General features: G+C 62.5%; 17 protein-coding genes. 7 read left to right on the top strand and 10 right to left on the bottom strand.

The features are described from left to right. Positions 1–256 precede the first annotated feature (256 nt). The 10 genes from llg_RS08850 to folP all read right to left on the bottom strand — a co-directional run bounded on the left by llg_RS08850 (position 257) and on the right by folP (position 15,818). Complete coding sequence (locus llg_RS08850) at positions 257–3,481, bottom strand: right-handed parallel beta-helix repeat-containing protein (protein ID WP_338289440.1); 3,225 nt, start codon at positions 3,479–3,481, stop codon at positions 257–259. A 125-nt stretch (positions 3,482–3,606) separates the two neighbouring features. Continuing rightward, positions 3,607–7,908, bottom strand: a complete 4,302-nt coding sequence (locus llg_RS08845) for a hypothetical protein (protein ID WP_338289438.1) — start codon at positions 7,906–7,908, stop codon at positions 3,607–3,609. A gap of 9 nt (positions 7,909–7,917) precedes the next feature. Continuing rightward, entirely contained in the window at positions 7,918–8,316 is a 399-nt protein-coding gene (locus tag llg_RS08840; protein ID WP_338289436.1) for a DUF6375 family protein, read from the bottom strand. After that, a complete protein-coding gene (locus llg_RS08835; protein WP_338289434.1) occupies positions 8,313–9,224 on the bottom strand; it encodes a radical SAM protein in 912 nt (303 codons plus the stop codon). The genes llg_RS08840 and llg_RS08835 overlap by 4 nt, the downstream gene beginning before the upstream one ends. A 172-nt stretch (positions 9,225–9,396) precedes the next feature. Beyond that, the gene (locus llg_RS08830; protein ID WP_338289432.1) at positions 9,397–12,276 is read right to left on the bottom strand and encodes an ATP-binding cassette domain-containing protein; all 2,880 of its coding nucleotides are present in this window, start codon (positions 12,274–12,276) and stop codon (positions 9,397–9,399) included. A gap of 73 nt (positions 12,277–12,349) precedes the next feature. Further along, positions 12,350–13,144 (bottom strand): hypothetical protein, encoded by a 795-nt coding sequence (locus llg_RS08825; RefSeq protein WP_338289431.1) that lies wholly within the window; start codon positions 13,142–13,144, stop codon positions 12,350–12,352. A 53-nt stretch (positions 13,145–13,197) separates the two neighbouring features. Further along, entirely contained in the window at positions 13,198–13,398 is a 201-nt protein-coding gene (locus llg_RS08820; protein WP_338289429.1) for a hypothetical protein, read from the bottom strand. A gap of 48 nt (positions 13,399–13,446) precedes the next feature. Next, positions 13,447–13,998, bottom strand: coding sequence for a hypothetical protein (locus llg_RS08815; RefSeq protein ID WP_338289427.1), 552 nt, complete (start codon positions 13,996–13,998; stop codon positions 13,447–13,449). A 41-nt stretch (positions 13,999–14,039) separates the two neighbouring features. Then, positions 14,040–14,879 (bottom strand): hypothetical protein, encoded by an 840-nt coding sequence (locus tag llg_RS08810; RefSeq protein WP_338289425.1) that lies wholly within the window; start codon positions 14,877–14,879, stop codon positions 14,040–14,042. A 75-nt stretch (positions 14,880–14,954) separates the two neighbouring features. Further along, the gene (gene folP, locus llg_RS08805) at positions 14,955–15,818 is read right to left on the bottom strand and encodes a dihydropteroate synthase (RefSeq protein WP_338289422.1); all 864 of its coding nucleotides are present in this window, start codon (positions 15,816–15,818) and stop codon (positions 14,955–14,957) included. An 84-nt stretch (positions 15,819–15,902) separates the two neighbouring features. On the opposite strand from folP, the gene llg_RS08800 reads away from it, so the two are divergent. From llg_RS08800 to llg_RS08770, 7 genes are all read left to right on the top strand, one after another. Further along, the gene (locus llg_RS08800; RefSeq protein ID WP_338289421.1) at positions 15,903–16,634 is read left to right on the top strand and encodes a superoxide dismutase; all 732 of its coding nucleotides are present in this window, start codon (positions 15,903–15,905) and stop codon (positions 16,632–16,634) included. A 170-nt stretch (positions 16,635–16,804) separates the two neighbouring features. Beyond that, positions 16,805–17,863: a DUF3500 domain-containing protein gene (locus llg_RS08795; RefSeq protein ID WP_338289420.1), complete on the top strand. Its 1,059-nt coding sequence runs from the start codon at positions 16,805–16,807 to the stop codon at positions 17,861–17,863. Between the two features lie 67 nt (positions 17,864–17,930). Continuing rightward, positions 17,931–19,409: a Wadjet anti-phage system protein JetA family protein gene (locus tag llg_RS08790; RefSeq protein ID WP_338289418.1), complete on the top strand. Its 1,479-nt coding sequence runs from the start codon at positions 17,931–17,933 to the stop codon at positions 19,407–19,409. Continuing rightward, positions 19,406–20,041 (top strand): DUF4194 domain-containing protein, encoded by a 636-nt coding sequence (locus llg_RS08785; RefSeq protein ID WP_338289416.1) that lies wholly within the window; start codon positions 19,406–19,408, stop codon positions 20,039–20,041. Before llg_RS08790 ends, llg_RS08785 begins: the two co-directional genes overlap by 4 nt. A 33-nt stretch (positions 20,042–20,074) precedes the next feature. After that, a complete protein-coding gene (locus tag llg_RS08780) occupies positions 20,075–23,395 on the top strand; it encodes an SbcC/MukB-like Walker B domain-containing protein (protein WP_338289414.1) in 3,321 nt (1,106 codons plus the stop codon). Between the two features lie 83 nt (positions 23,396–23,478). Then, positions 23,479–24,687, top strand: coding sequence for a Wadjet anti-phage system protein JetD domain-containing protein (locus llg_RS08775; protein WP_338289413.1), 1,209 nt, complete (start codon positions 23,479–23,481; stop codon positions 24,685–24,687). A 139-nt stretch (positions 24,688–24,826) separates the two neighbouring features. Beyond that, positions 24,827–26,734 carry a DUF4178 domain-containing protein gene (locus llg_RS08770; RefSeq protein WP_338289412.1) on the top strand — a complete coding sequence of 636 codons (1,908 nt, stop codon included), beginning with the start codon at positions 24,827–24,829 and terminating at the stop codon, positions 26,732–26,734. Positions 26,735–26,741: the final 7 nt, after the last annotated feature.

The raw sequence follows: 26,741 nt of genomic DNA, 5'->3' as shown, positions 1-26,741 counted from the left end.
CCGTTCGTGATGCGGGATGGTCACGGGGGGAGGAGAATTCAACCGTAAATGGACACGGATTGACACAGATGGAAGAAGGGATGCCTTGGGTGGGGCCAACGAGGGAACCGGAAGCGTGGGGATGTTCGTGGATCTTCCCCACCCACGTTCTCCCGAACGCGGCTACGGGAGGGAGCCCGGATGCCGAGAAGGACTGGAGGTGCGAGGACCGGGGCGAGTGGACCCTGGCCGCAAGTTGGAAACTTGCGCTACTACTTCACTCCGCGGTGTTGGCTTCGCGGGTGACTTGGCCGGCGTTTTCGAGGACGATGGCGTCGTCGACGGGGCCGGGGGAAACGCGGTTGGCCTTGGCGCTGCCGCTGGCTCCATCGGAGAAGATGGCGGCGACGGCGTTGCCGGTGAAGGTGCTGTTGGTGAGGTCCGCCTTGACCCCGGCGAAGACCACGCCGCCATCGCCGTGCTTCGAGAACTCGCAGCGATCGACCTTCACCTGGGCGGTGCCGCCATCGATGAACAGGCCGGTGAGGTCGTTTTCGAAACGCGAGCCGGTGATGGTGATGGCACCGGATTTCACGGCGTGGAGGCCGTGCTCGCGGTTGCGCTCGAGCTGGCAGTCCTCGAGCTTCACGGTGCCGGACTCGGCGACCTCGACGCCGCTGGTCTTGTTGTCGCAGATCGAGCTCTTGCCGGAGGCCTCCAGCGAGGAACCCTCGCCGCTGACGAGCACGCCGCAGCCGGACTGGCTGTTCGACACCTCGCAACCGGTGAGGCGGACGGCGGCACCGTTGTTGACCTCGATGCCATTGCGGCTGTTCCGGGACACGATCGAGCCGGAGCCGATGCGCACGGTGGAACCGGGATCGGTGGTCATGATGCCGCAGCGGTTCTCGATGACGGAACCCTGGTCGATGTCGACGGTGGCCCCGGCGCTGACCTGGAGGCCGCACCAGCGGTGGCGCAGGACGCGGCAGCCGGAAAGGCGGACCGAGGCGCGGTTGATGACCGATAGGCCGCTGCCCATGCCGCCATCGATCACGCAGCGGTCGAGGGTGATCACGCCGCCATCGGCGACGAGCACCAGCGGCGGCGAGGATTCCGGGCTGCCGGTGGCCTCGCGGCGGGCATCGCGGATCACCAACCCGGAGATCTTCACCTCCACCTTGCCCTTGATGGCGACAAGGCTGTTCGAGGCGGCGGCGTTTTCCAACACCGCGCCCTCCGAGGCGGAAAGCGTGAGCGGCTTGGTGATGGCGAGGGCTTCCTTGTAGGTGCCGCCCGCGACCTCGATGGTGCCGCCGGGCGCGCACTTCGCGACGGCCTCCGCCAAGGTGGCGGCCTGGCCGGGGACCTTCACCTGCTTCAGCGAGTTGTCGCTGGCGGTCGGCGGCGGGGTCGGCGGGAGATCGACCTTGGTGGGCGTGGTCAGGGTGGTGGAAACCGGGGTGTTCGAGACGACCTCCTTCTTGGCCGGGGGCGCGGGCTTCCGCAGGAAGAGGTACCAGACGGCGGTGCCGCCGACGCCCATGACGCCGAGCACCAGCACGGCGGCGATGGCGAGGATCAGCTTCACCGGCTTCGGCTTGGCCGGACCGGCGGCGGCGGTGGCCGGGGTGGCCGTGGAGGAAACCGGCGGCGGAGTGGAAACCGAGGCCGCGGCGGTGGCTCCGGCAGCGGGAAGCTGCGGCGGCCGCGCGAGCGTCTCCATGGTGCGGGCCACGCTGGCTCCGGCGGACATGCTCACCGAGGGCGAGTACATCGAGCGGCTGAGCGTTTCCGAGGCCACGCCGGTGACGCCGGGGAGGCGCTCCTCCATCGACAGGCGGTCGACGATCTCGGCGCAGGCCCCGGCGGGATTGAGGCCGGAGACGACCTGGCCGAGGTAGCGGTTCGAGCGCTCGGAGAGGCGCGGCACCGCGGGGTAGGCGCGGTTGTTCAGGAAGGCAGCGGGCGGGAGCGGTCGGCCACCGAGCAGGTGGTAAAGGCAGGCCGCGAAGCGGATCGGCAGCGGGGCATTGACCGAGCCGCTGATGGTGCTGGCGGTTTCCCGCGAGCTTTTCTCGGCGGCCACGGAGGGCAGGAAAACGGCGATGGCGAAGCCGCTGGCCTCCGGCTGCTCCGGGGACTCCAGCAGGTGGAGCAGGGCCGGGTGCATCTCCATGGCATCGAGGCCCTCGCGCGCGGCGAGGTCGAGGCCGGAGGCGAGGGCGCGGATGCGCGGCAGCAGGTCGGCCGCGGGCGGGACGCCGCCGAGGCGCAGCCAATCGAGCGCGTCCTTTCCGGCCAGCGCGGGCCACGCGACGGACAGCCAGCCTTCGCCACGGTGCAGGACGACGCGGCCAAGGCCGAGACCGGCGGCGAGTTTCCGAAGCTGGTGGCCCTGCGGCACCACGAGATCCGCGATGGCGGCCTCCGGGGCCTGGAAGAGCTGGACGTCCCAGGTCCCCTCCTCTTTCGACGAGGTGGCCTTGAACAAGGTGCGGCAGCCATCTGCGCCGGGTGCATCGACCGGCGACCAGACGGCTTTCCAATCCGACGAGGCGACGGCTTCCCAAGCCTCCTCCGGGTTCTCCGGGGCGGCGGGTTCGGCCGCGGGGCCACCGCCCCCGACGGCGGTCCACGGCACCGGCTGGAGCGGGAAATCGGCGGCGAAGGCGCGCTCGATCACGGCCACGGCGGCCGCGCCATCGGTGGCGCGCTGGGCGGGGTCGACGGCGAGGAAGGCCCCGATGGCCTCCTGCCACGCGGGCGGGAGGTTCACCAGCAGCGGCGCGTAGGTCTGCGCGGCCAGGCGGCGGTCGAGGACCTTCGCGAGATCGCCGGTATCGAGGTGGGTTCCGGTGAGCAGCCACAGGAACGACGCGCCGAGCGAGAACACATCGGACGCCTTCTCGGCCTGGCCGCGGAGCTGCTCCGGAGCGGCGAAGAGCGGGGTGCCGATGACCGGGTCATTGGCAGCGTTTCCGGCATCGGCATCGGTTTTTCCGGCGAGGCCGAAGTCGATGAGCTTCAGCGAGGCGACGTCCCCTTCCCTGGCGATGAGGAGGTTGGAGGGCTTGATGTCGCGGTGGAGGATGTTCTGGGTGTGGGCGTGGGCCAGCGCGGCGGCGGACTGGTGGAACCAGGCGAGCGCGACGGCGGGCGGCGGGGTGCCGCGGGCGGTGCGGAAGTCCTCCAGGCTGCCGCCCTCGCAGAGGTCCATCACATAGTAGAGCAGCCCGGCGTTCTCGCCGAAATCGAGGATGCGGGCGATGTGCGGATGGGTCAGCGAGGCGGCGGAGCGGGCCTCGGCCAGGAAGCTCTGGCCCTGCCGCGAATCCGCCTGGGCGCGGCGGCGCAGGATCTTCAGCGCGGCGACGGTGTCGAGGTGGACGTGCTTGACCTTGAGCGTGGTGCCGCCCGAGCCGGAGCCGAGGACGTCCGCCGCTCCGGTGGGGTTGGAAAGGACCTCGTAGTTGCCGAATTTCTCGCCGGGTTGGACCATGATGCGCGTGGGGTGAAGCAAGCCGGGGGCCAGAGCACAGGCTTAGCGTGGGGATCGTAGCCGGGGGAAGCGGCGGGCGTCAATGCGGGGTGAGAGCTTACCGCTGTGCCTGCGGCAAACTGGGGTCAAAAATCAACACCTAGTCCTCTATCACTATTATATGAATCAATGTGCTTTATGTTCCCGTGAGTCACCGCTGGACGATTTGCGCCGTGAAACAAAGCTTCTACTTGCTTTGCCGAATACTCACGTTCACCCCAGACTGCCCAAACTAAGACCAGTTCGCGTTCTTCAAGATAAGACCGCAGCAAATCTTCCTTAAGAAAAAAGAAGGATTGATGATTATTGTAATCATCCCGATGATCCGAAATATTCAGGGTCGCCCGAGTGCCATCCTTCGAGAACAAGTCGAATTCTTGAGCGCGGCTAACCAACCCGAGATCGTTAGCAATTTTCTTTTCGAGCGCAACTGCGTGTCCAGCATTACCGGTTACGGAATGATATCCTTCCCACCCAAAATCGCACACGGGAATAGCTGCAATATAGTCCACGAATTTCTGCTGCAACTCCTCCACTTCCATCGTGCCCTCCCTCACTTCAACTCTTTCAATATCACCCTGAGACAGCCCGTCTTCCTTATCCGCATGCTTTGCCAAACCGAACATTTTCCGCCTCATTAAATCGAGGGGGGAAAAGTTCACTTTTTGACCATCAAGATAAAATTCAGACATAGTCTTCTGAACCTTGATGATCTTTTCCTCTTCGACAAATGAGAATTCGACTGGTTCGTTTCCCGGATAAGTTGCGCACCACGGAATTTCCCCGCCGAAAGTATAGATCACTGAAGGTTTCTCCGGAAGCCACCGTCCTTCGAGATTCTGCCGAGTCAAATGATCTAAAAACTCTTTTGAGGTTGCCGCCTCCACCATGAAGGATCTGACAAAACAAAATGCCCGTCGTCCTCGACCTTCATCTTGTTGAACAACAAAACCATCCAGTGTAATCCAAGGCCCCTCTTGACCTCCGATTGCTTGCGCTTTCAAGTAAGGATCCATGTCGATTTTTTCGCCCGCCGAGATCCAATCTGCCGTTGTCATTTCATGAGCTCCCAATAGATCAGCATCAAAGAAAACGGCTTTCAAAACTTTATCCGGAAAACTCGGATCAATGTCTACATCTGACGTCCTGCCACGATCATAAGTTCTATCGATGACTCCATTATCGTGCAGCAAGCCGGACATCTCAAAATATGCAACCCATGAGTATTTTTTCCCATATCTATCGACTTTCCGGGGATCGTTGTCGGATCTTGACCAATTTTGGGCTCGGCTTATTTCGAGATCAATTTTATTCAAATCATTCTCAAACCATCCTAACTGGTCAATACGCCAAAGAACTTGAGATCTCGTGATCTTATACCCCTCATGCTCGTAATCATAATTCCCGCGATCCGGAACTAATCTTCCCAACGTATAGTTTTCAAAATCCATCTGGAATGGAGAAGGAGGAAAATGCCCTTCTTTTCTCTCGGATTCATTTCTCATACCCCATCCAGGAGCATTTTCCATCCGAAACGGCGGACTAAACCTGCTTTTTTCTTCAGATGAGAAAAGGCAGGGCTCATAAACAACTGCAAGTTCGACAGTTCGCAATGCATACTCACGAAGCAAAATATGGGTCGTTTGAAACATTCCACCCAAGGCGAAAATCGATTCATATAACGATCTTGCGAATTCAAGAAACCCGCTCGACACGAGTGCTTCTCGGTCATCCCCGCCAAAAAGAGCCATAGCCACTCCATAGCTAGCCGCTAGCATCCGCTCCGGGACATATGGGTCGTTTATTTCCAAAGATCTAATAGTTTCTGCGAAGAGATCCGAAGGATTACCTCGCCCAAACCAATAAAGTGCACGAGTCGTAATATCCCTTAATTCGCGATCCGTGCTCGTTAGATGCCACATGAGCCATTTCATTCGAAGGCCATCGGACCTAGGCCGATCAACTATCCGTAATTTCCATCTGTTTTCCAAAGCAAGAACATCGGAAACGCGCTCTCCTCTAGTCTGCCGAACCCATTCGGTCCATGACATGTCCCTTTCTGCAACTGGAGTCATGGGCCTAATGACATCATCTAGAAACACTGCATTTAACGGGTGGTTTGATGCAGCCCGAGTCGCATACAGACGCGAAAAGAAACGATTCCGCTCCTTCAGATGAGACGCAAATAGTGACTTCAGAGCGCCAATTGTCTCGTCATCCAAATATTCTGAATCAAGTTCGGTCGTTAATCTAAGAGCTGCATATTTGAAGTTTTCTGGGGCAACCCGCCATAATTGGCACCCCCTCATCATTATGGGAGTAAGAGCCACAAGCGCTTTAAAAATATCAAACGCCAATTGGTGGCTATCATCCCCTGAGAACGCGGGAACAACCTCAGCCCCATTCAGCCAGTTGAACGAAATGTCGCCAGCATTTGATTCAAGCAACGATTTCGCTATAACGAAACCGCCCAAAGCATCGTAGGCCGGAATAATTTCATAATCGCATGGAGTATCTCCGGGATCACGAAAAATTATACCTTCTTGTATAAGAAGATTTACAATACTGCTTTGCCAAGGTCTACTTGCGTCTCCAATTTCTGTTCTCAACTCTTTTTCAGAAATGTGCCGCGTCTTTCGCCGCCAAAGCATTCCGCCAAATATATGCAGAGCTGCCCGCACATCATGCGTAGTGTATGGATGAAAGAGATTCGGCAACTCGGCGATACGTAAGGCTGAGTTTTCGAGGTATTTCTCAAACAGAGGAGTAAGGGACGCCGGGAAATAGTCGACTACGACAATCGATTCACGATTGGGGTTTGTGACTTGGCAAAAAATCCTGAGTGTAAGTGGATGCTGGAGAAATTCAATTGGGATCTCGATGTCTGTAGCTTCAATCTTAAAGTATTCGAAATACTTTTTGACCGCTTCTCCCGTATCGGAACCAAATCCATTACTCTCTATTCGCCGTATTTCATTAGGTAGAGCCATAACTGCGAACGATTCTCGATCATTCGCCCGTGGGCGATTGTCCCACATTGCATCATCTCGATTACGCTCCCCTGTTCGAAGTGTGCAAATCACGATGACATTGGGATACGCTTTCAAGGTCTCATTCAATGATGCAAGAGGAGCTTTCCAATCTTTGGGATTTTCAGCTTCGTTCAAGCCATCGATGACAATCGGTAGACGGCAACGGGATCGCTTGGCGGCGGCGTCAAGGGCTGCCAGCATTCGTTCGAATCCATCAATCTGACTACCGTTGAGCGTATAGTTTCTCGCTAGATCATTGAGATCTTGGCCGCGATGAAGACTACGCCCATGAAGAAGAATGCCAGCAGGCCTCGTGTTAGACGATGTAATTTCAGCCGCCAATTGGGTCTTTCCCCCACCCGCCTCCGCCATTACGGCAACAAGCCCTACCGACAGAAAATCTTGAACCTCATCGAGAAGAACTTGGGCAATCCGCATATCATGCAGTGCATTTGCGGCATAGGGCGCAATGGAAGCTCTTAAATTCCGTAGGCGGCGGGGAGTCGATTTGACTACATCATTGAGAAGCAGTTGTCGATCACGAAGCTGTTGCTGTATAATTTCAAGGTCCCCATCTGACAAAAGCTCGTGGAACTGAAGCAGAACTTCGCCAAACATCTCGCACGACTGCAAAAAATCTCCTACGGTTTCCTCTGGAAACGATTCGGCGGATGCAACAAACTTAGTGATTCTTTCGGCTGCATTTTGTAATCGCTCGCCTACCTCTATCAACCGTTCCCACGATCCGGCCTCGCCCAGCATACGGCGAAGGCTTCTTTCTGTTTCTGTTATTTGATTAACTGGCGAAAACCATCTTTCTTTTATCGGCTGAATGGATTGTCGATGGCGTATCTCTAATTCTTCATGGGTTGCAATCAGCTCGCCAAAATATGTATTTCTCAGGACAATTCCAGGACCACTCAAATAGGTATCCACCTCTTCTTCCGACCAGAGATGCAATTCCATTTTTGTATCCAAAGCTCTAAACCATTCCTGATCTTCCTTGCTAAGGCTATAAGGGGTCCATAGCACCCAGTCGGTCAAATATGGCAGATGCTTTTCAGTCGTCTTCAACGATTCTTGGATATCTGTCTTGCTCGCAGCTCGCATATGCCCAGCGACCGTCAAATCGTGAACTTTACTCTGCCAACCCCACCAGCGAGGAGGTGATCCAAGTGTTAGACAATCGCGGGAGAGCTTAAGATGAAACTCTACGCCAGGTTGATTTCTCAGAGCACGAAATTCTCCAAAACTCCCGAAGTGCAATCGAATTAGACCTCGACACAGATTTTCAAAATTTCGGCTAGAAGAACCCGCAAGCTCGCGAAATTTAGGCCAATTCAGTTGAGTCGTCATTAAAGCATTCTACTTGTCATCTTGACTCTCAGGCTCTCCTGGATAATGATGGGCTGAGTATATTTCTACCTTGGCTCCATTATCAATCATTACCTTAAAGAACCCGGCGACTTCAGTTTCGTCTGTGGTAATCACAATGCGGTCACCTTCGACTCGGGTGTCAACGTCATACAAGAAATGTTCCAGTTCTGAGGGACTTAAGATGCCACATCCCAATTTGACAACTATATCCAATATTTCGCTCCCAAAATATTGATTATTCGACCCAATGTCGACCTTTCCAGCTAATTCGGAAGCAAGATTCTCAAATATTTTTTGGGTTTTTTCGGCATCCTTTTCGCTCTTGAAATGGCCAACCATTACAAGATTCATCGAATGCTCAGACCCATAGGCTTTCCATATTTTCATTTCCCAAGATTGAATTTTAGTTTTTGAAGCGCGTCAACAATTCCCGTTTTTTCAATAAAAACCCCCTGAGATTCATATGAATTGATTTTTATGCATCCTTCTGCATCTATATGAGCATAGGCCATTAAGGCAGTTTCGGATTTCAATGGATCACAAGTGCTCAAGAATCCAGCTCGACTTTCGCTGATGAACATCGGGAGTGAACCTTTGTAATTTTCAATCCATTCAATCAATATTCTCATTGTCCCTTCATCTATGCCGGGCATCAATTTGACTGGCTCTTCGGGTAATAGCAGGAACTCGGAGGCTCCTATATCAGATGCTATTTCGACAGCTTTAGGAAGGTCTTTCATTGTTTGGGAATTCACGACATAGTTGATTCCAAACAACGTGATTTGTTTTAATTTTTCTACCCGCTTTAACAAATCGCAAAATGCACGTCCTCGGATCGATTCGTATGTCTCACCAACACCATCCATGCTTACTCGGACGAAATTGATATTTCCAGCAATGCCCGAAAGGATACGATCAGACAATTGATGCCCATGGGTGGTCATCGTGATCGCCATGCGGGTTTCTTTCGCAGCGAATGAGAGTAACTCTTGCAGCTTTGGATATAGCGTCGGTTCCCCACCACCAAACCCGACTCCCATACATCCGTTCTCATCCAATTCAATTAGCCATTTTTTGAGTGATTCGAAATTCGCAACTGAATAATGCTTTGGCGCATAGCAATAGTGGCACGACAAATCACAAGCGTTCGTTAAAGCGATTGATATTTGCCTAGGGGCTTTCGACCAAAAGAGAGATGACGGCCTTATCTCATCAATCAGCACATTGAAGCCCGTTGATCGATCGAACAAATGAACCCCAGCCGGGCTAGCTCGAAATTTAAATTTGTTACCCATAGGATATCATCTGCTTTCAGGCACGCCGATAAGTGATTTTTAGCGACCGTGCCATTCATCCTCATGTATAGCAATTATTGCGATGGACGTTTCCTGATCTCGAAAAGTAATTGGCGTAATTCATCGCCCTACGACATTAGGCGTCCCAAGTATCCTCCCCGGCAGCGAACTATCAGCTCCCGGACTGCTTGAAGGCGAGGCCGGCGACGGTGAGTATGTAGCCGAGGAGGGCCCAGGCGGCGAGGGTGATGGCGGCGCGGGCGGCGGGCCAGACGGTGGAGAAGACGGTGCCCTTGAGGTACATGACGTCGTCCCGCTTCTTCACGGAGTCCCGGAGGATGGTGGTGAAGGTGCCGGCGACGGGGGTGGCCTCCTGCTTGTGCTGGCCGCGGATGTCCGGGTAGACGAGGAGGTTCTGCATGGAGCGGTTGAAGGGCGAGATCTTGTCGTAGTCCTGGTTCAGGTCCTTCTTTTCGCCGCCGGTTGCGGTCCACTTGACAGTTTCCTTCGCGCCATCCGGGGTGAGGAAGACGGGGGTCTTGGTGCGGTTGGCGAGGAAGGGGGTGGCGCGGCCGAAGACGTGGGAGACATCGATGAGGCGCTGGGCGGCGAAGCTGGGGACCATCTGCGAGAAGCCGCGGGCGGAGGGGCTCATTTCCGGGAAGGGAATGACAAACCCGCCGAAGAGGATCTGGGGGATGAGGATGAGGGGGACCCACATGACGGCCTGGGTGGGGCTGCGGACGAGGGCGGAGATGGTGAGGCCGAGGACGACGCCGATCATGCCGGCGGCGAGGAGGCCGCCGAAGCGGAGGCCGAGGGTGGTGAAGAGGACCTTGCTGATGGGGATGCCGGAGAAGGTGAGGAGCTTCCCGTCCTTGCCCCGGGCGCGCTCGCCATTGGTGAGGAGGAGGTCGCGGGGGCCGCTTTCGACGATATTGGGCTCGAGGTAGAAGGACTTGGCGACCCAGGCGAGTCGGCCCTTCGTGCCCTCGCTGGGCGGCGGGGGGGCGACGGGTCCGGCGGGCCGGGCGGCGGCGGTTTTCTTGGCAGCGGCGCCTTCTTCCTCGCCGCCGACGACATCGAAGTCCTCGTCATTGGCGGGGGCGGGGTCTTCCTTTCCGGCGACGGCGGTGACGCGCTCGGTGAGGCGGCGGTCGAACTCGGCGCGGTTGAAATCGACGGGGTGCCAGACGTGGCCGAGGAGGTGGGCGCAGCCGAAGAGGAGGAGGGTCTGGACGCCGGTGAGGGCGCAGAGGAACATGCCCTTGCTGAGGTAGTAGGTCTGGAGGCCGAGGCCGCAGACGCGCTCGCGGCGGAAGATCATGATCTCGCCGATGATCTGCTGGGCGGCATTCGAGCAGCCGAACCACATGGAGGCGACGACGGCGAGGAACATCCGCATGCCGATGTCATCGCTGACCCAGGCGATGAGGACGGCGATGACGACGGCCTGGGCGAGGAGGAAGGCGAGATTGAGCGGGTCCGCCATGAGGACCTTCCACTGGCGCTTGAGAAGGATGTAGAGGGAGACGAGGGCGGGGACCTTGCGGGCCTGGTCCGGCTTCACGGGGCGGGCGACGATGTCCTGGCGCGGGGCGACGGAGGCGGCGTAGGGGGATTGGCGGAAGGCCTGCTCGAGCTGCTCGCCGGTGTGGGCGCCATCGGCGAGGATGGCGTAGATTTTCTCCAGCGGGGCCTCGACCTGGCCGGGGTGGGAGGTTTCGCCGCCGAGGAAGTGGGCGCGGGCTTCGTCGCTATTCCCGGCGAAGACGAGGCGGCCGTCCTGGATGAAGAGGAGGCGGTCGAAGAGGTAGGCTTTTTGAAGGACGTGGGTGGTGCAGACGATGGTGATGCCGGTGAGCGCGAGGCGCTGGAGGAGGGACATCAGGTTCTCCTCAGTGGCGGGGTCGAGGCCGGAGGAGGGTTCGTCGAGGAAGAGGACGGAGGGGTTCGAGAGGAGCTCGATGCCGATGCTGACGCGCTTCCGCTGGCCGCCGGAGAGCATGTAGACGCGCTTGTGCCGGTGGGGCTGGAGGCCGAGCTGCTCGATGATGCGGTCGATGCGGGCCTTGATGGCGGCGAGCGGGAGATTCAGGCGCAGGCGGCCGCTGAGGAGGAGGGCGTCATCGACGGTGAGTTCCTTGTGGACGATGTCGTCCTGGGGGACGTAGCCGACGCCGAGGTCGCGGATGCTTTTCCGGTCGGTGAGGGGCTGGCCGCTGATGCGGACCTCGCCCTCCGAGGCGGGGACGATGCCGCAGAGGGCATTGAGGAGGGTGGATTTCCCCTGCCCGGATCCGCCGAGGATGCCGACGAACTCGCCGGGGCGGATGTGCATCGAGACCTTGTTCAGGATGGTGCGGCCACCGGCGCGGCGGACGAGGCCGATGGCCTCGATGGTGCCGGAGGAGGCGTCGTCGAGCCAGCGGAGCGAGCGGCCGTCGTATTCGAAGACGTAGTAGCCGATCTGGAAGCGGTCGCCGTAGACGAGGGGGGCCTTTGAGAAGGCGGAGCCATTGAGGGTGGTGCCGAGGCGGCTGACGTCCTCGATGACGGCTTCCTTGCCCTCGATGCGGATTTTGACGTGGTCGCTGGAGACGCGGTGGTCATCGGCATCGAGATCGACACGGGTGGCCGAGGCGGCGGCCCCGGCCTCGGCGGAGCGGCCGATGACCAGCTCGCCCTTCGCGGGCATGGGGATGGTGGTGACGGGCTGGCCGTTGAAGAGGGGCGAGGCGGGCGCGACCTGGAAACGGATGGGCATGCCGGCGGCGCGGATTTCATCGCCGGACTGGAGGGGCATGCCGCCGGGCGAGGGCAGGAGCTCGTTGCCATTGAGCCAGACGGCGCCGGTGTTCGGCAGCGGGCGGACGGTCCAGGTGGAGCGGGACGGCTGGAAGGCGAACTCGAGCAGCGAGCCGAGGGTGGGCGGCAGGGCCGGGACGCGGATCTTGTCCGCGGGGGTATTGCCGAGGGTGGCGAGATCCTTGGGGAGTTCCGCGTCGATGCGGTTGCCGTTCGGGTCGGTGACGATCAGCCGTGCGAGCATGAAATGAGGGACGCGGAGGTCTTGGGAGAAGAAAGGGGCGGGGCGCTTCGGGGAAGCGCCGCCGGGAGAGAGGTCAGCGGTCGAAGTCGATGATGACGTCGCGGTTGCTGGGCATCGGCTTCACCGGCTGCTGGGGCGCGGGTTTCGACGCGGGCGGTTGCGGCGTCGGCTGCGGCTGGGGCGCGGGATTGGTCGCACGGGCCGGTGGCTGCGGGGCGGCGGTGGGTTCGTCCCAGCCGACCTGGACGGTGCGGTTCGCGCCCATGACGTCGGTGGGCTGGGGCTTGGCCTGCGGCTGCGGTTGAGGGCGCGGCTGGGGCTGCGGGGCCGGGGTGGTGCCGGTGTTGTCGGCGACGGCGGGCAGGGACGAGAGGGACTTGCGGAAATCGGCGGCGATGGAGTCGGCGGAGGGCTGTTTCCACTCGCCCGCGGCATTGGCGACGAGCGGGACGACGATTTCGCCCTTGCGGCCGTTTTTCGCGACGATGGTGAAGGCAACCTTCGAGGAGATCGGGTAGTCCGGATCGGGGCCGACGACCGGGGAGATCGAGGCTCCCTGGACGGTGCCGTCCGAGCCGAGGGCCTTGCCGAGCGAGGCCTGGATGGACTCGACGGCGGCGAGGTAGGCCTGGCGGGCCTTGGCGGGATCGATGACGGCGGGAGCCGCGGATTCGGAAGCCGCGGAGGATTCCTTTTCCTTCGCGGTGATCTCCTCCTTGAGGTTCTTCAGGGAATCCTCCCGCTGGGAAACTTCCGCTTCCAGCAGTGAAATCCGTTCCTTGAGGCCGGGATCGCCCTGGCGATCGCAACTGGAAAGGACACAGGCACAGGCGGTGGCGAGCACCGCGATCTTGGTGGAAGCGGTCATGGTAAAAACAACTATGCCGGGCCTTTGCAGGCCCGGCAAAGGAAAGTTGTTTTTCAGTTCGAGTAGGAACCCGGCTTGCTGACGGCCTCGAAGCCTTCGGCGGACTCGCGCTTCGGCTTCACCACGACGGTGGTCTTGGTGGTCTTCTTCGGCTGGACCGGGACGTAGTAGACGACGTCACGGCGGGGCTCCGGGCAGGAGGTCAGGAGCATCGGGGCGACGACGGCGGAGGCGAGAATGGTGAGGTATTTCATCGAAGTAGGTTGGATGGAAATTCGGAAGACGAAGGAGGGATCGGTGGCTTACGGGCCGGCCGGGGTTTCCTTGGTGGTGGCGGGAGCGCCACCGCCCGGGAGGGTGGGATCGGTGACGAGCGAGCCATCCGGATTGGTGGTCTCGTTCTTGTCACGGACGGCGCCGCGGCGGCCGACGAGCACGGAGTAGGCACCCATTCCATTGGTCTGGCGAAGGTGCAGGTAGACCTGGACGGTGCCGTTGTAGCCGGAGCGGAACTGGACACCGGCGCGGCGCGTCGGGCGGCGGTCGTCGAGGATCAGGTTGCCCACTTCATCGTAGACGTAGATGTCGATGTCGCGGACGAAATCATCGATGCCGGCGAGGAAGACGTAGTCCAGACCGCGGCTGACAGGGACGATGAACCGGATCAGCGTGCCGCCGGCACCCACACCGCTGGTGTTGGTCGGAGCCATGGCGTAGCCACGCTGGGTGTATTTGACGGCCATCTGGTAGGCGTCGTCTTCGGCGGAGGCCGGATCGGCAAGCAGCTTGCCGGTCGGCAGGATGAGGGCGGCGAGGCCCAAGGCAAGGGTTGCCAACGATGATTTGGTTTTCATGGGAGTCTTCTTGATCGGGGAAGGATCGAGGCGGGCGGCCCTCACTTCGCGAGGACGCTCTTGATGCAGTCGGTGGCGAGCGTCTGGAGCTCGTCGACGTTCTTTTTGGCGATGGGCTTGTCGATGCCGACGTTGACGATCTCCTTCATGCGCGGGAGCGCGGCGGCGATCTTGGCGACGGACGGGGCGGCCTTCACATTGGCGGGAAGGCGGTCGATCTTCGCCTGGAGGGCGGCGACGAGCAGCGGCTCGCGCAGGATGTTGGAGCTGGCATCGCTGTAGTGGGCGGAAATGAGCTTGCTGGAGTAGCGGCTGCCCTGGATCCAGCCGGTGACCATGAGCAGGGAGCTGCGCGGATCGTTCGGCTTTTCCTCGAGCTTCTTCATGATGTCCTGCTGGAGGAAGCCGAGCTCGCGGAAGACGTCCATCCACTTGCCTTCGTTGGCCATGGTGCGGACGCGCTTGGCGCGGCCGAGGTCGATCTTCTCATCGAGCTTGTCGGCGAGCTTCTCGATGTCGGAGGCGGCCTTGCCGAGCATTTCGGCGTCCTTGGCCTGGATGGCCATCACGCCGTCCGCGATGCGGATGCCGAGGAGCTCGGGGATGAGGACTTCCTTGTCGGTGAACTTGTCCGGGTCGATGTCGACGGCGACTGCGTTGAAGGTGCCGTTCCAATCGATGTCCTTGGTTTTGACCAGCAGGGTGAGGGCGAGGAACTTGTCGAGCGGGGTGGGCATGGCCACGCCCTTGTCGACCGCGTTCTTGATGTCGATCGGGGGATTCTTCGGACCGGACTCCTCCTTCTGGGCCTGGACGGTGCCGATGAGGGTGAGACAGGGAAGCGCGGCGGCGAGCGCCGGTGTTAGAGAACGCCAATTCATTGCCTGATGCGCATATCACCGGCGGGCAATCCAAAGCAAGATCAAAATGGTAAGTCTAACGTCGCGAAACCCTTGCTACTTCAATGCAAATAGCACGCCGGCGGCCTGCCAGGCGGCGGGGACGTTGTGCACGCGGAAGACCTGCGCGCCGCGGCGCATGGCGGCGGAAATGCAGGCCACGGTGCCGGCATCGCGGCGGGCGGGCTCGGGGATGCCGAGAGTTTCGCCGATGACGGTTTTCCGGGAAACGGGGACGAGAACGGGGCAGCCGAAGCGCTGGAGTTGATCCAACTGCTGATAGATCATGAGGTTGTCATCCTTCTGTTTGGCGAAGTCGATGCCGGGATCGAGGATGAGTCGTTCGCGGGAAAGGCCCGCGGCCTCGCAGAGGGCGATCTTTTCGACGAAGAAGGCGGCCAGCGAGCCCATGACGTCGTCCCACTGCTGGTGGAAATGGGGAACCTTCGGCTCGCCGACGCTGTGCATGACGAGGAGGGCCACCCCGGCGGCGGCGCAGAGGCGGGCATTGCGGTCGTCCGGGAGGCCGCCCATGTCATTGACGAGGGCGACGGCGGGATCGGTGACGATGGCGGCGACGACCTCGGGCCGCCAGGTGTTGATGGACAGGACGGGCGGCCAAAGCTGGATGGAATCGCGCGGCTGGCTGCGGGCGACGAGGTCCGGCCAGCCGGCGAGGAAGGAGCGGAGGCGGGCGATTTCCTCGTCGACGGAGATGGCGGCGCGGTTGGTGCGGGCGCTTTCGGCCCCGGCGTCGATGATGTCCGCGCCCTCAGCGAGCTGCTGGCGGGCGATCTCCAGGGCGGCGGCGGGATCGAGGGTGCCATCGGCGCAGAACGAGTCGTCGTTGATGTTCACGATCCCCATCACCAGCGGTCGGCGGGGGAAGTGGATTTCGCGGTCGCGCAGGCGCCAGAGCATGCGGGCGGTCTAACCGGCAGGAGGGCGCTTGCCGAGAATGGATTCCATTTGCGCGCCCGGGAAGGCGCGCTAGCCTGCCTGACCATGACTCCGGAACTCAATCGCCGCACTTTCGTCAAACTCGGCGCGCTCGCCGCCGCGTCCACCGCCCTGGTTCCCGGGCTCAGCTCCGCCGCCGAGGTCATCGTTCTGCCCGATCTCCCCTACCCCAAGGACGCGCTGGAGCCGCACATCGACGCGCTGACGATGGAGATCCACCACGACAAGCACCACGCGGCCTACATCGCGAAGGTCAACGAGGCCCTCGCCAAGAACGAGGAGCTGAAGGCCGAACCGCTGATCGACACGCTTCGGACGCTGCCGAGCCTCAACGACGAGGCGCTGCGCACCACGCTGCGCAACAACGGCGGCGGCCACTGGAATCACTCGTTTTTCTGGGAAACGCTCGCGCCCGCCGACAAGTCCGGCAAGCCGTCCGACGAACTGGCGAAGGCGATCGACAAGCATTTCGGCTCCTTCGACGCCTTCAAGACCGCGTTCAACGAGGCGGCCACCAAGCGCTTCGGCTCCGGCTGGGCGTGGCTGATCGTCACCGCGGACGACAAGCTCAAGGTGGTGAGCACCCCGAACCAGGACAACCCGCACATGAAGGGCATCGTCCCGGCCTCCGACCAAGGCACGCCGATCCTGGGTCTGGACGTGTGGGAACACGCCTACTACCTGCACTACCAGAACCGCCGCCCGGACTACATCAACGCGTGGTGGAACGTGGTGAACTGGTCGAAGGTGAACGAGCGGTTCAAGAAGACGGTGTGATCGGCACTGTCTGCCCCTGATTTTGAGAACGCCCGGCCGACCCGCCGGGCGTTTTTGTTAGAGTCAGGGCTGGGGCGGAAAATGGAATAGGACCCATAGGACATTTCCAATCTTCCCGCTAGAAACGGCCGGTGGGTCGCGTCTATAGAGGTCGATTGCACTCCATTGCCATGAACCTCCCGTCGAAAACCCTTCTTCCCGTCCTTTGCGTGGCGGCCCTGGCCGTTTCCGCGCACGCCGAACCGGCGGCGGCTCCCGCCAAGCCAGCCGAAACCGCCCAAGCCTCGGCCGAGCCGGGGATGGAGAAGGCCGCCAAGGCCTTCCTTGCCCTGTTGAATCCGGAGCAAACCAAGAAGGCGACCTATCCGATGGAGTCGGACGAGCGGCTGAACTGGCATTTCATCCCGAAGCCGCGCAACGGCATCCCTTTCAAGGACCTCGATGAGGCGCAGAAGAAAGCCGCTCTAGAGTTGCTGCACTCGGCGCTCAGCGACAAGGGCATGGCCAAGGCGGAGACCATCATGTCGCTGGAGGCGGTGCTGGCGGGGATCGAGAACGACCCGGTGAAGCGCGACGCCGGGCTCTACTGCGTGACGATTTTCGGCACCCCGGGCGACAAGAAGGGCTGGGCCTGGCGCTTCGAAGGCCACCATGTCTCCATCAACATGAGCCTGGCGGACGGCAAGGCCGCGATCACCCCGACCTTCATGGGCTCGAATCCGGGCGAGGTCCGGGTGGAGGGCCCGAAGAAGGGCACCCGCGCGCTGGCCGGGGAGGAGGACAAGGGCCGCCAATTGGCCGCGGCGCTGGCGGAAGCCGGGAAGCCGGTGGTGTTCAACGACAAGGCCCCGGCCGAGATCCTCACCGCCGCCGAGCGCGAGGTGAAGCAGCTCGACCCGGTCGGCGTGCTGGCGTCCGACATGACCGAGGCGCAGGAACTCGTTCTCCAGCAATTGCTGGGCGAATACATCGACCGCTACCGCCCGGAGATCGCCGCGGCCGAATGGAAGGAGATCCGCGACGCGGGGCTGGACAAGGTCCGCTTCGGCTGGGCGGGTGGCCTGAAACCCGGCGAGGCGTTTTATTACCGGATCCAGGGGCCGACCTTCCTGATCGAGACGGCCAACGTCCAGAACAACGCCAACCACATGCACACCACGTGGCGCGATTTCAAAGGCGATTTCGGCCGGGATCTGCTGGCGGAGCACTATAAAAGCCACGCAGAATAAAGGGATTTCGTCCCGGGCTTGGCAGGGCGGCGGCGCGGGGTAGACTGCGCCTCCCAGCCGCCCCTGCATGACCCGCGATTCCCTCAGCCACCGCCTCCTCGACTCGGTTTCGCGGGATTTTTTCCGTCCGCTGTCGCGGGCCTCGGCGGCACTTTACATCGACTGCGCGGACCGGATCGCGGACACCGCCGGGGACTCCGGGCGGATTCCGCAGGCGGACGCGATCGCGGTGATCCGCGAGACGCTGGCGGCCCACCCGGGCATCCTTCTCGATGAGGACGAGGGGGCGCTGCTGCGCGATGCCCGCCAGCGCGCGGGACAGATTTTCAACCGGCTGTGCGACGCCCGCTGGATCGAGGACCAGCAGCTCGGCCTGCACGAGCGCTGGGCGCTGGTGTCGCCCGGGCTGCGTCCCCTGCTCCGTCTGCTGCGCGAACTGGCGGAGGACGAGATCGCGGAGCTGACAACCTTCGCCGACACGGTGCGCGGGGTGTGCGAGACCCTGGAGAACTCCGAGGTGCTCGACCCGCGGTTCCGGGAGCCGGACGAGCTGCGAGCCACCGTCACCGACCTGAACGCCCGCCTGGAGAACGCGGTGATCCAGCTCCACGGGGTGGAAAAGCTGATCTCGATGTTCGACCAGCGCCAGCGCGCCAGCGAATCGCCCGCGGAAACGCTGCGGCTGCTCTACGCGGAGTTCGGCTCCGGCCAGCACATGGTCTGCTACGATGCGCTTCGTAGAAACGGCCTGCTGCCGCGGCTCCAGATGGCGCGCACGAAGGTGGCGGACTGCCGCGACCAGCCGCTGGTGAAGGAACGACTCGCCGAGGGGCTGGCGAACCACTACGGCTGGCCGAACGACGAGGCCTACGCGCGCGGCGAGCGATCCTTGCGCGATCTGGAGCGCCGCCTGGCCGCGATCCGGCTGGTGGCGGACGCGATCGACGCGCGCATGGCGAGCTTCAACCAGCTTTCCCAACAGCGCTACCGCTACCAGACCGAGCTGCGCGGACGCCGGCCCGAAATCATCAAGGCCTACTGCGACGCGCTCAACGCGATGCACGCCGGCAGCCGGGTCGGCGCGATGCGGGACACGGCGCCGGATTTCCAGCCGCTGGTGCCGGAGATGCGCTGTTTCTACGGGGTCGAATCGCTGGCACGGACGCGCCGGGTGAAGTCACCCGCGGACCTCACCTTCTCCCAGTCCGCCGATCGCGAGCACGACGAGGACGACACGCTGGCCGCGCTGCGCGAACGCCAACGGCTGGCGCTCACGCCGCAGCGCGCCGCACGGCTGGTGGCCCGCCTGATGGACCAGGTGGCGGGCTCGGCCTGCACCTCGTCGTTCGCCGCCTCCTCGGTGGACGAGATGCTCGATCTGCTGGCGACCGCGGCCTACGACCACGCGACCACGGCCGATGGCCGGACGGTGCGCTGGAAGGTGGACGGCACCCGCCGCCAAGCCGGCATGGAGCCGGAAAGCATTCCTCACGACGAACAAGCCGGCTGGCGCATGGAGCGCTTCGCCATCACCCGCCACGCATGAACGATTCCGATTCCAACTGGCCGCGTTTCTGGCCGGACGTGCCCGAGACCGACCGCCAGCCGCTGCGCGAAATCCTGGCCGAGTTGCTGGGCCGCGGCACCCTGCTCGGCAGCGAGGGCGGAGGACGCGACCTGTTCCTGCTGGCGCGCGACCACTACCGCGGCCACCTCTCGGACTACCTCGCGCCGCTCGGGCTGGAACTGGTGATCGACGAGGATTTCCTGCTGCTCCAGGCGCGCCCGCGTCCGGAGACGTGCATGCTGCTGGGCCAGTTCACCAAGGACGAGACGCTGATGCTGCTGGTAATGTGGCGCGCGTGGGACGACCACCGCACCACCCAGGCCGCGCAATCGGTGGTGATCACCGTGGACGATTTGTGGAACCGTTTCCGCACCACCTTCGAGAACATCGAGCCACCGGAAAAGACGCACCTCGACCAGCTCCTCGCGCGCTTGAAGCGCCACCGCCTGGTCCGCACCCACAAGCCGGACGGCCTCACCCAGCTCGGCGAGATGCTCATCGAGATCCTGCCCAGCCTGCCGCGCGTGATCCCCTTCGACTCCATCGAGTCCTGGCTCGCCCGCACGGAACTCTATCAACCTGCCCCTGCCGCCACCGACGCTTCCAATTAGTCATTGGGATTTAGTCCTTAGTCATTTCTTTCCATGAGGGTTCATCTCAGCCGCATCATCGCCGTGAACTGGTACGGCTACCGCCAGTTCATCGACGTCTCCGGCCTCACGCTCATCACCGGTGCGAACGGCTCCGGGAAGAGCGCGTTGCTCGACCTGCTTCAGTTCGTGATGCTGGGCGAATCGCTCAGCCGCTTCAACAAGGCCGCCGCTGGCGCGGGCAGCGGTCGCACGCTGCGCGGCTACTGTCTGTGCGACACCAACACGGTGGGCAAGGACGGCCAGGAGCGGTTCCTGCGCCCGAGCGGCGTGACGCTGGCGGCGCTGGAGTTCGCGTGGCCGAAGAAGGCGGATGAGGACGAACCGCGCCGCGAGACATGGGGCGCGCGCATCGAATACGAAGGCCCGACGGCGAAACCGCGCACGCTGTGGTTCACTGTGCCGGGTCGTCTGGAGAAGGACGATTTCCTCGCCCAGCAATTGTTGGATGACTCGATCTCGTTCCTCTCCGAGGAGGAATTCCGCGTGCACGTCCGCCGCGATCTCGAGGGCGAGGTGTGGGACCGCCAGGCGAGCTACCTGGAGGAAATGGCATCGCGTTCGCACCTGGGCTTCGACCGCCCTCAGATGAACAAAACGCTGCCGAACTCGATGGCGTTCCAGCCGGTCGACAGCTTCGAGAAATTCATCCGCGACTACCTGCTCGAGCCGGGATTGCCGGACGTGAAGACGGTCCGCTCCAGCGTGGACGCGCACCGCCGCGCGCAGGAGCGGCTGGAGACGATGCATGACCAGCACCAGCGGCTGAGCCGGATCTGCGAGCAGCACCTCGCGTATCACGAGGCCCGGCGCGAGGCGCGCCTGTTCTCCCACCTGAAGGACGCGCTCCTTCACGAGGAGAAGCTGGAAACGCTGACGACGCGCCGCACCAAGGTGGATCAACTGCGGCTCCAGAACTCCGAGCAGAAGGCCGACTACGAGTCCGCGGTGGCCGAGCGCAACGAGCTCGACCAACAGCTCGCCGCCGTGCGCCTGGTGGCGGGCAATGACTCGCAGATCGCCCACCTCGCCCAGAACCGCAGCCGCCGGGACGAACTCACCCGCGAAATCGACGCGCTCAAGGAAGCGGCGAAGGTGGCCCGGCAGTTCCTCCACGAACGGACGCAGCATTGGAAGCTGTGGCTGAAGCACGCGACCGAACTCGGCTTGCAGGAACCGGAACCCGCGGAAGGTTGGCTAGGCCAGATGCAGGGCGTGGACGAAGCGCCCGCGCTCGATGCCGCCGCGCGGATGACGCGCATCTATCAACTGCTGGTGAACGAAGGGATGGACCAGCTCCGTCCGCTGGAGGAACGGCTTCGTGAACTCGAAGCGCGGGAGGCCCGTCTCCAGCGCGATCTCGACGACCTCGACCGCAAGGGCAGCGCCGCACCATCGCCACTGCTCGACGCGCTGCGTTCGCGCGGACAGCGGGCGGTCGCGCTCGGCCGCGTGATCGAGGTGAAGCCGGAGGCGGAAGCCTGGTGGCCGCTGCTCGAAACGCTGCTCGGGCCGAACCGCCAGGCGGTGCTCGCGGAGGACTTCACCGCGGCGTGGGACCAGGCGCAGCGTCTCGGCCACATCGACGAACCGGTGGTGAACCTCAGCGAACTCGGTGCGAAGCGCGACCCGAAGGCAGGCTCGGTGGCGGAGCTTTTCTCGACGCAGAACACCTCGGCCGGAGCCTACCTCCAGCATCTCTTCGGCGATCTGGTGGCGGTGGAGAAAGCGCGGCAGCTCGACAAGCACCCGCGCGCGTTTTCGAAGGATGGCTGGCTGAAGGACCCGCCGCTGCGCGTTCACCTCCAGCCCTCGAAGGAATTCACGATCGGCGAGGAAGGCCTGCGCCGCCTGCGGTCGATGCGCGAGGATGAACTTGAAGAAGTCCGCGAGGAGCTGTCCCGCCTGAAGCGTTCGCGCGACGACTGGAGGATGTGGCTGCACCGCGGCCAGGAGTGGCATCTCGACAAGGCTGACCCGCCGGCGGGCACCTCCGGCCTGCACCAGCTCCCGCGCCTGAAGAAGGAGGCGCAGCAGCTCGATGAAACGATCCGCCTGCTGGCCACGCCGGAGCGCGAGGAAACGGTGGAGAAGCTGCGCGTGCTGGAGAAGACCTTCCACGGGGTGATCGAGCGCATCGGCCGTCTCGACGCCACGCTTTCGAAGTTCTCGCAACAGGAGCGCGAGCTGCTCGATTCCATCGCCAGTGCGGAGGAGGAGGAGCGGTCCGTGCTGCACGCGCGCCAGCTCAGCCGCGAACTGTTGGAGGGTATCCGCGAGGCGGAGATCACGGAGAAGATCGACTCGCTGTGCGGCCAGTTCCCGAAGTGGTCGCAGCGGATCGAAGCCACCCGCCTGGTGGCGGACACCAGCCGCCACGACGCCGACAAGGCCCGCGACCTGCGCGACCTGGAACGCCGCGCGCTGGCGGAGAAGCACCCGGAAACCGCCGAGGTCTTCGATCCCGCGGACGAATCCAACGACCGCTACGATGCCCGCCGTAGGGAGCTGGAGGAGCACGAGCTCGAACGTTTCCGGATCGCCGCGGAGGATGCCCGCCGCGAGTGGGAGGAACGTCTCCAGCACCAGGTGCTCGACGTGCTCAAGGAGAAGCTCGACGAGGCGGAGCGCACCAAGCGCGAGCTGAACCGCGCGATGGACCACGACATCGGCGGCTGGCGCTACCAGCTTTCGATGCGGGCGGACCGCAGTCACAGCGCGATCTGGACGCTGGTGGACAAGGGGCTCAACCCCGGGCTGGAGCTTTTCGCCGCGGGCGGCAAGGAGGACATCGAGCGCGCCAAGGAGGCGCTGATGACCGCCATCGAGAACGCCGAGGACCCGCGCCACCAGAAGGCCCTCGACTACCGTTACTACCACCACTGGGACATCCAGGCGATGCCCGCCGGCAAGGGCGAGGGCGCGGCCATTTCGCTCAACAAGAGCGCGAAGAAGCAGAGCGGTGGCGAGAACCAGGCGCCCTTCTTCGTGGCGATGCTCGCGGCCTTCCAGCGCGTCTATGACATCGGCCGTAGGGAGGAGCGCCGCAACCTCGGCGTGGTGATCATGGACGAGGCCTTCTCGAAGCTGTCCGGAGACCGCATCGACGCCTGCCTCGCGCTGGCGCGGAACTTCGGACTCCAACTCATCATGGCCTTCCCGGAGGACCGCCTGCCGACGATGATCCAGCATGCGGAGACCGTGGTGCAGGCACGTGTCGAGCGGGCCTACGACGACCGCAGCGGCACCGTGACGAACATCGAGAACTGGTGCGTGAAGGTGGACCGGGAGAAGCTCGCGGAGGCGCTGGCGTAGTCGCACATGCATTCCTGCTTGTGGGCGGGAGCGGCGGAGATTGAATGGGACGGTCGAACTGTCCCGAACAATCCGCCGCACCCATGCGCAAGTTGGAAACTTACGCCACTTCTCCCTGGCTCATCGAGCTGCACCGCCAATGGCTGGCGGCGCGGGGGAAACGGCTGGGCGGGCGCGCGCGGCCGTTCGCGCGGGATTGGAACAAGCTGCTGGAGGATGCGGACGTCCGGCGGGGGGAGGATGTGGCGACGGCGGAACGCGAGGCCGCGGCATTGGTGAAGGCGGGACGGCTGGCGCTGAAATACTACCGTTCCCGTTTCATCGAGCGCGTGATCGTGCCGTTGAATTCGGAAGGGTGGCTGCGCGGTTTATTTTCCACAGCCTCACCGGGGGATTTGTTGGCGAACTCCTTGGCCCATGTGGCCCGGGCTGCGGAGCTCGACCATCCGGATCGCAACGCGTGGGCGAAATGGTGTGCGTCCATCGCCGCGGCTTTCACCGAAGGAAAATCACCGCGTCCGTTCCGCTGGCGATCTCCGGAATCGGTGGAGGAAATCCTGTGTCTCGCCCATGGTCTGACTTCGCGTGAATGGTCGGCGGGCACCTTGATCCGCGAGGCGAGTGTGGCGATGGGATTTGATTCGAAAGTGATCGAGCGTCGCCAGCATGTCGCCGAAGCCGCGGTGTCGTCGTTTTTCGGGCAGCCGATGGCGCTCACCGAGCTCGGCATCATCGCGTCGGAGAACCGGGTCCAGCTCGCGGGGCCGTTGTGCCTGCATTTCGCGGATGGGACGTCGCAGCCGATCGATGCCATTCGCGGCACGTATCATCTCGATGAGGATCTGGCTCGGGCGGAGCGGATCACCACTCCGGCCACGCGTTTCCTGACGGTCGAGAATTCGAAGACGACCCTGCGACGGCTGGCAGCACGGAATGCCGAGGGTGGGGAGTTGATGGCGGCCTGCGCGTTTCCGACGCGTGGATTGCGGCGAGTGCTGGAGCTGCTGCCGCCGGAGCTGCCGTTGTTCCATTTCGGCGACACGGATCCAGCGGGTTTCCACATCCTGGCGAAACTGCGGTCGATCGCGCCGCGGGAGGTGACGCCGTGGAAGATGCACCGCCGCCTGAAGGCGGAGCCGGTGCCACTCACGGATTATGACCGGAGGTTGTTGCCGAGGCTGCTGGAGGATCCGTGGCTGGAGGACGTGCGGCCGGTGCTGCGGGAGATGCTGGAGTCCGGGGACAAGGGGGATTTCGAGCAGGAGACTTTGGACCGGGCCGCTGCGCTCTAGCAAGGAGTAGGGACATTCCTGTCCCGTTTTGAAAAGCTACCCAGCTTTGCTGGCTAATATAAAAAGACGGGACAGGAATGTCCCTACTCCTTGGTCACCCTTTTATCATTGGCCCTAACGGAAAAACCCTCCAGACTGGATGAAAATGCGCCAGTTCGATTGTCCACAGTGCGGGGCACCGGTTCCCTTTGAAACACCGGGGGCGGTGTTCGCCGTGTGCCAGCATTGCCAGTCGATGGTGGTGCGGAAGGACGCGTCGGTCGAGACGATCGGCAAGATGGCCGAGCTGCCGCCGGACGTGACCCCGCTGCAGATCGGCGCGCGCGGCACGCACAACGGGCGGGGATTCCGGCTGATGGGGCGGCTGCGCGTCGGCTGGACGGATGGCACGTGGAACGAGTGGTACGCGGACTTCGGCGGCGACCGCTACGGCTGGATCGCGGAGACGCAGGGCTTTTTCCTGATCTCGGAGGCCGCGCCGGTGCCGCCGGGCTTCAAGTTCGACAAGATCGCGATGCTGGGGCCCGACTCGACGATCGCGATCGGGCAGGACGCCTACCGGAAGACGGATCACAAGAAGACCCGCGTGATCGCCGGGGAAGGCGAGCTGCCGTTCGTCGCGAAGCCGAACGACGAATGGGTGGGGATCGACCTGACCGGGCCGGGGCGGAAGTTCGCGGGGCTGGAGCAGGACGACGGCGAGACGCGGTTTTTCTTCGGCGTGTCCGCCCAGCCGGAGGAAATCACGTGGGAGGGCCTGCGCCCGGTGCCGGGCTGGAACGGCGAGCCAGTGCCGGTGGAGAAGCGCAATTCCGAGGCAGTCGGTTGCCCGGCCTGCGGCGGCGTGATCCAGGTGAAGGCCGCCGGCTTGACCCAGAGCCTGGTGTGCGGCCACTGCGGCACGCTGCTCGATGCGAAGGGCAGCAAGGTGGCGGTGGCGCAGAAGATCGACGCGGCCTCGCGGTTGGAGAATCCGCCGTTGCCGCTCGGTACACGTGGGACGTTGAAAGGCGTGGAGTGGGAAATCCTCGGCTGCGTGAAGCGCCGTGATCCGTATTCCCAATGGACCGAAGGGCTGCTCTACAATCCGTGGCAGGGTTTCGCGTGGCTGACGGAATGGAACGGCCACTGGAATTTCATGCGCCGGGTGCTGGAATCACCGGACGCGATTTCGCCGGTGTTCGAAGGCCGTCGCTACAAGCTCTTCTCCCGCGAGGAATCGATGGTGGTCGCGGTGGCGGGCGAGTTCTACTGGCGGGTGCGCATCGGCGAGAAATCGACGGTGGCGGACTATGTCGATCCGCCGCGCATCCTGTCCTCCGAGATTTATCCGGAGCTTGAGGAGGTGACATGGTCGGAGGGGGAGTATCTTTCCAGTGACGAGGTGGGCGCGGCGTTCGGGATGAAGAACCTGCCATCCGCCTCCGGCATCTATCTCAACCAGCCGAACCCGTGGACGGCGCGGGCCCCGGCGCTGAGCCGCTATGCCCTGATTGCCACCGCCATCCTGGTGGCAATCCAGGTTCTCGGCATGCGCGGAGCAGGCCAGAAAGTGGTGTTCAACCAGGACTTCAGCTACGAGAAACCCGCCGCGGGCGCGCCGCCGATGCCCGCGCTGGTGTCGCCGTCGTTCGAGCTCGATGGCGGCCAAAGCCCGGCCCGGATCGAAGCCGAGGCCGCGGTGGACAATTCATGGATCGGCCTCGACGCCGATCTCGTCAACGAGGCCACTGGCCAGGCCTATCCCGCCGACATCGCGGTGGAGTACTACCACGGCTACGACGATGGCAACTGGACCGAAGGCAGTCAGAGAGCGGGCAGCGACATCCCCGGCGTGCCGCCCGGGCGCTACCACCTCCAGCTCGCGCCGGATGCCGATCCCGCGCTGGCGAAGATGCCCTTCCACGTCACTCTGAAACGCGGCGGCGTGTTCTGGTCGAACTTCTTCCTCTGCCTGCTGGCCATCTGGGTGTGGCCGTTGTGGGCGAAGTTCCGGAATTTCTCCTTCGAGAACCGCCGCTGGAGCGAAAGCGATTTCACCTCATGAGCCGCCG

It is taken from the genome of Luteolibacter sp. LG18, from assembly GCF_036322585.1.
Lineage (GTDB): Bacteria > Verrucomicrobiota > Verrucomicrobiia > Verrucomicrobiales > Akkermansiaceae > Luteolibacter.
Note: the sequence above shows the minus strand (reverse complement) of the source record. Positions and strands in the feature narration are given on the sequence as shown.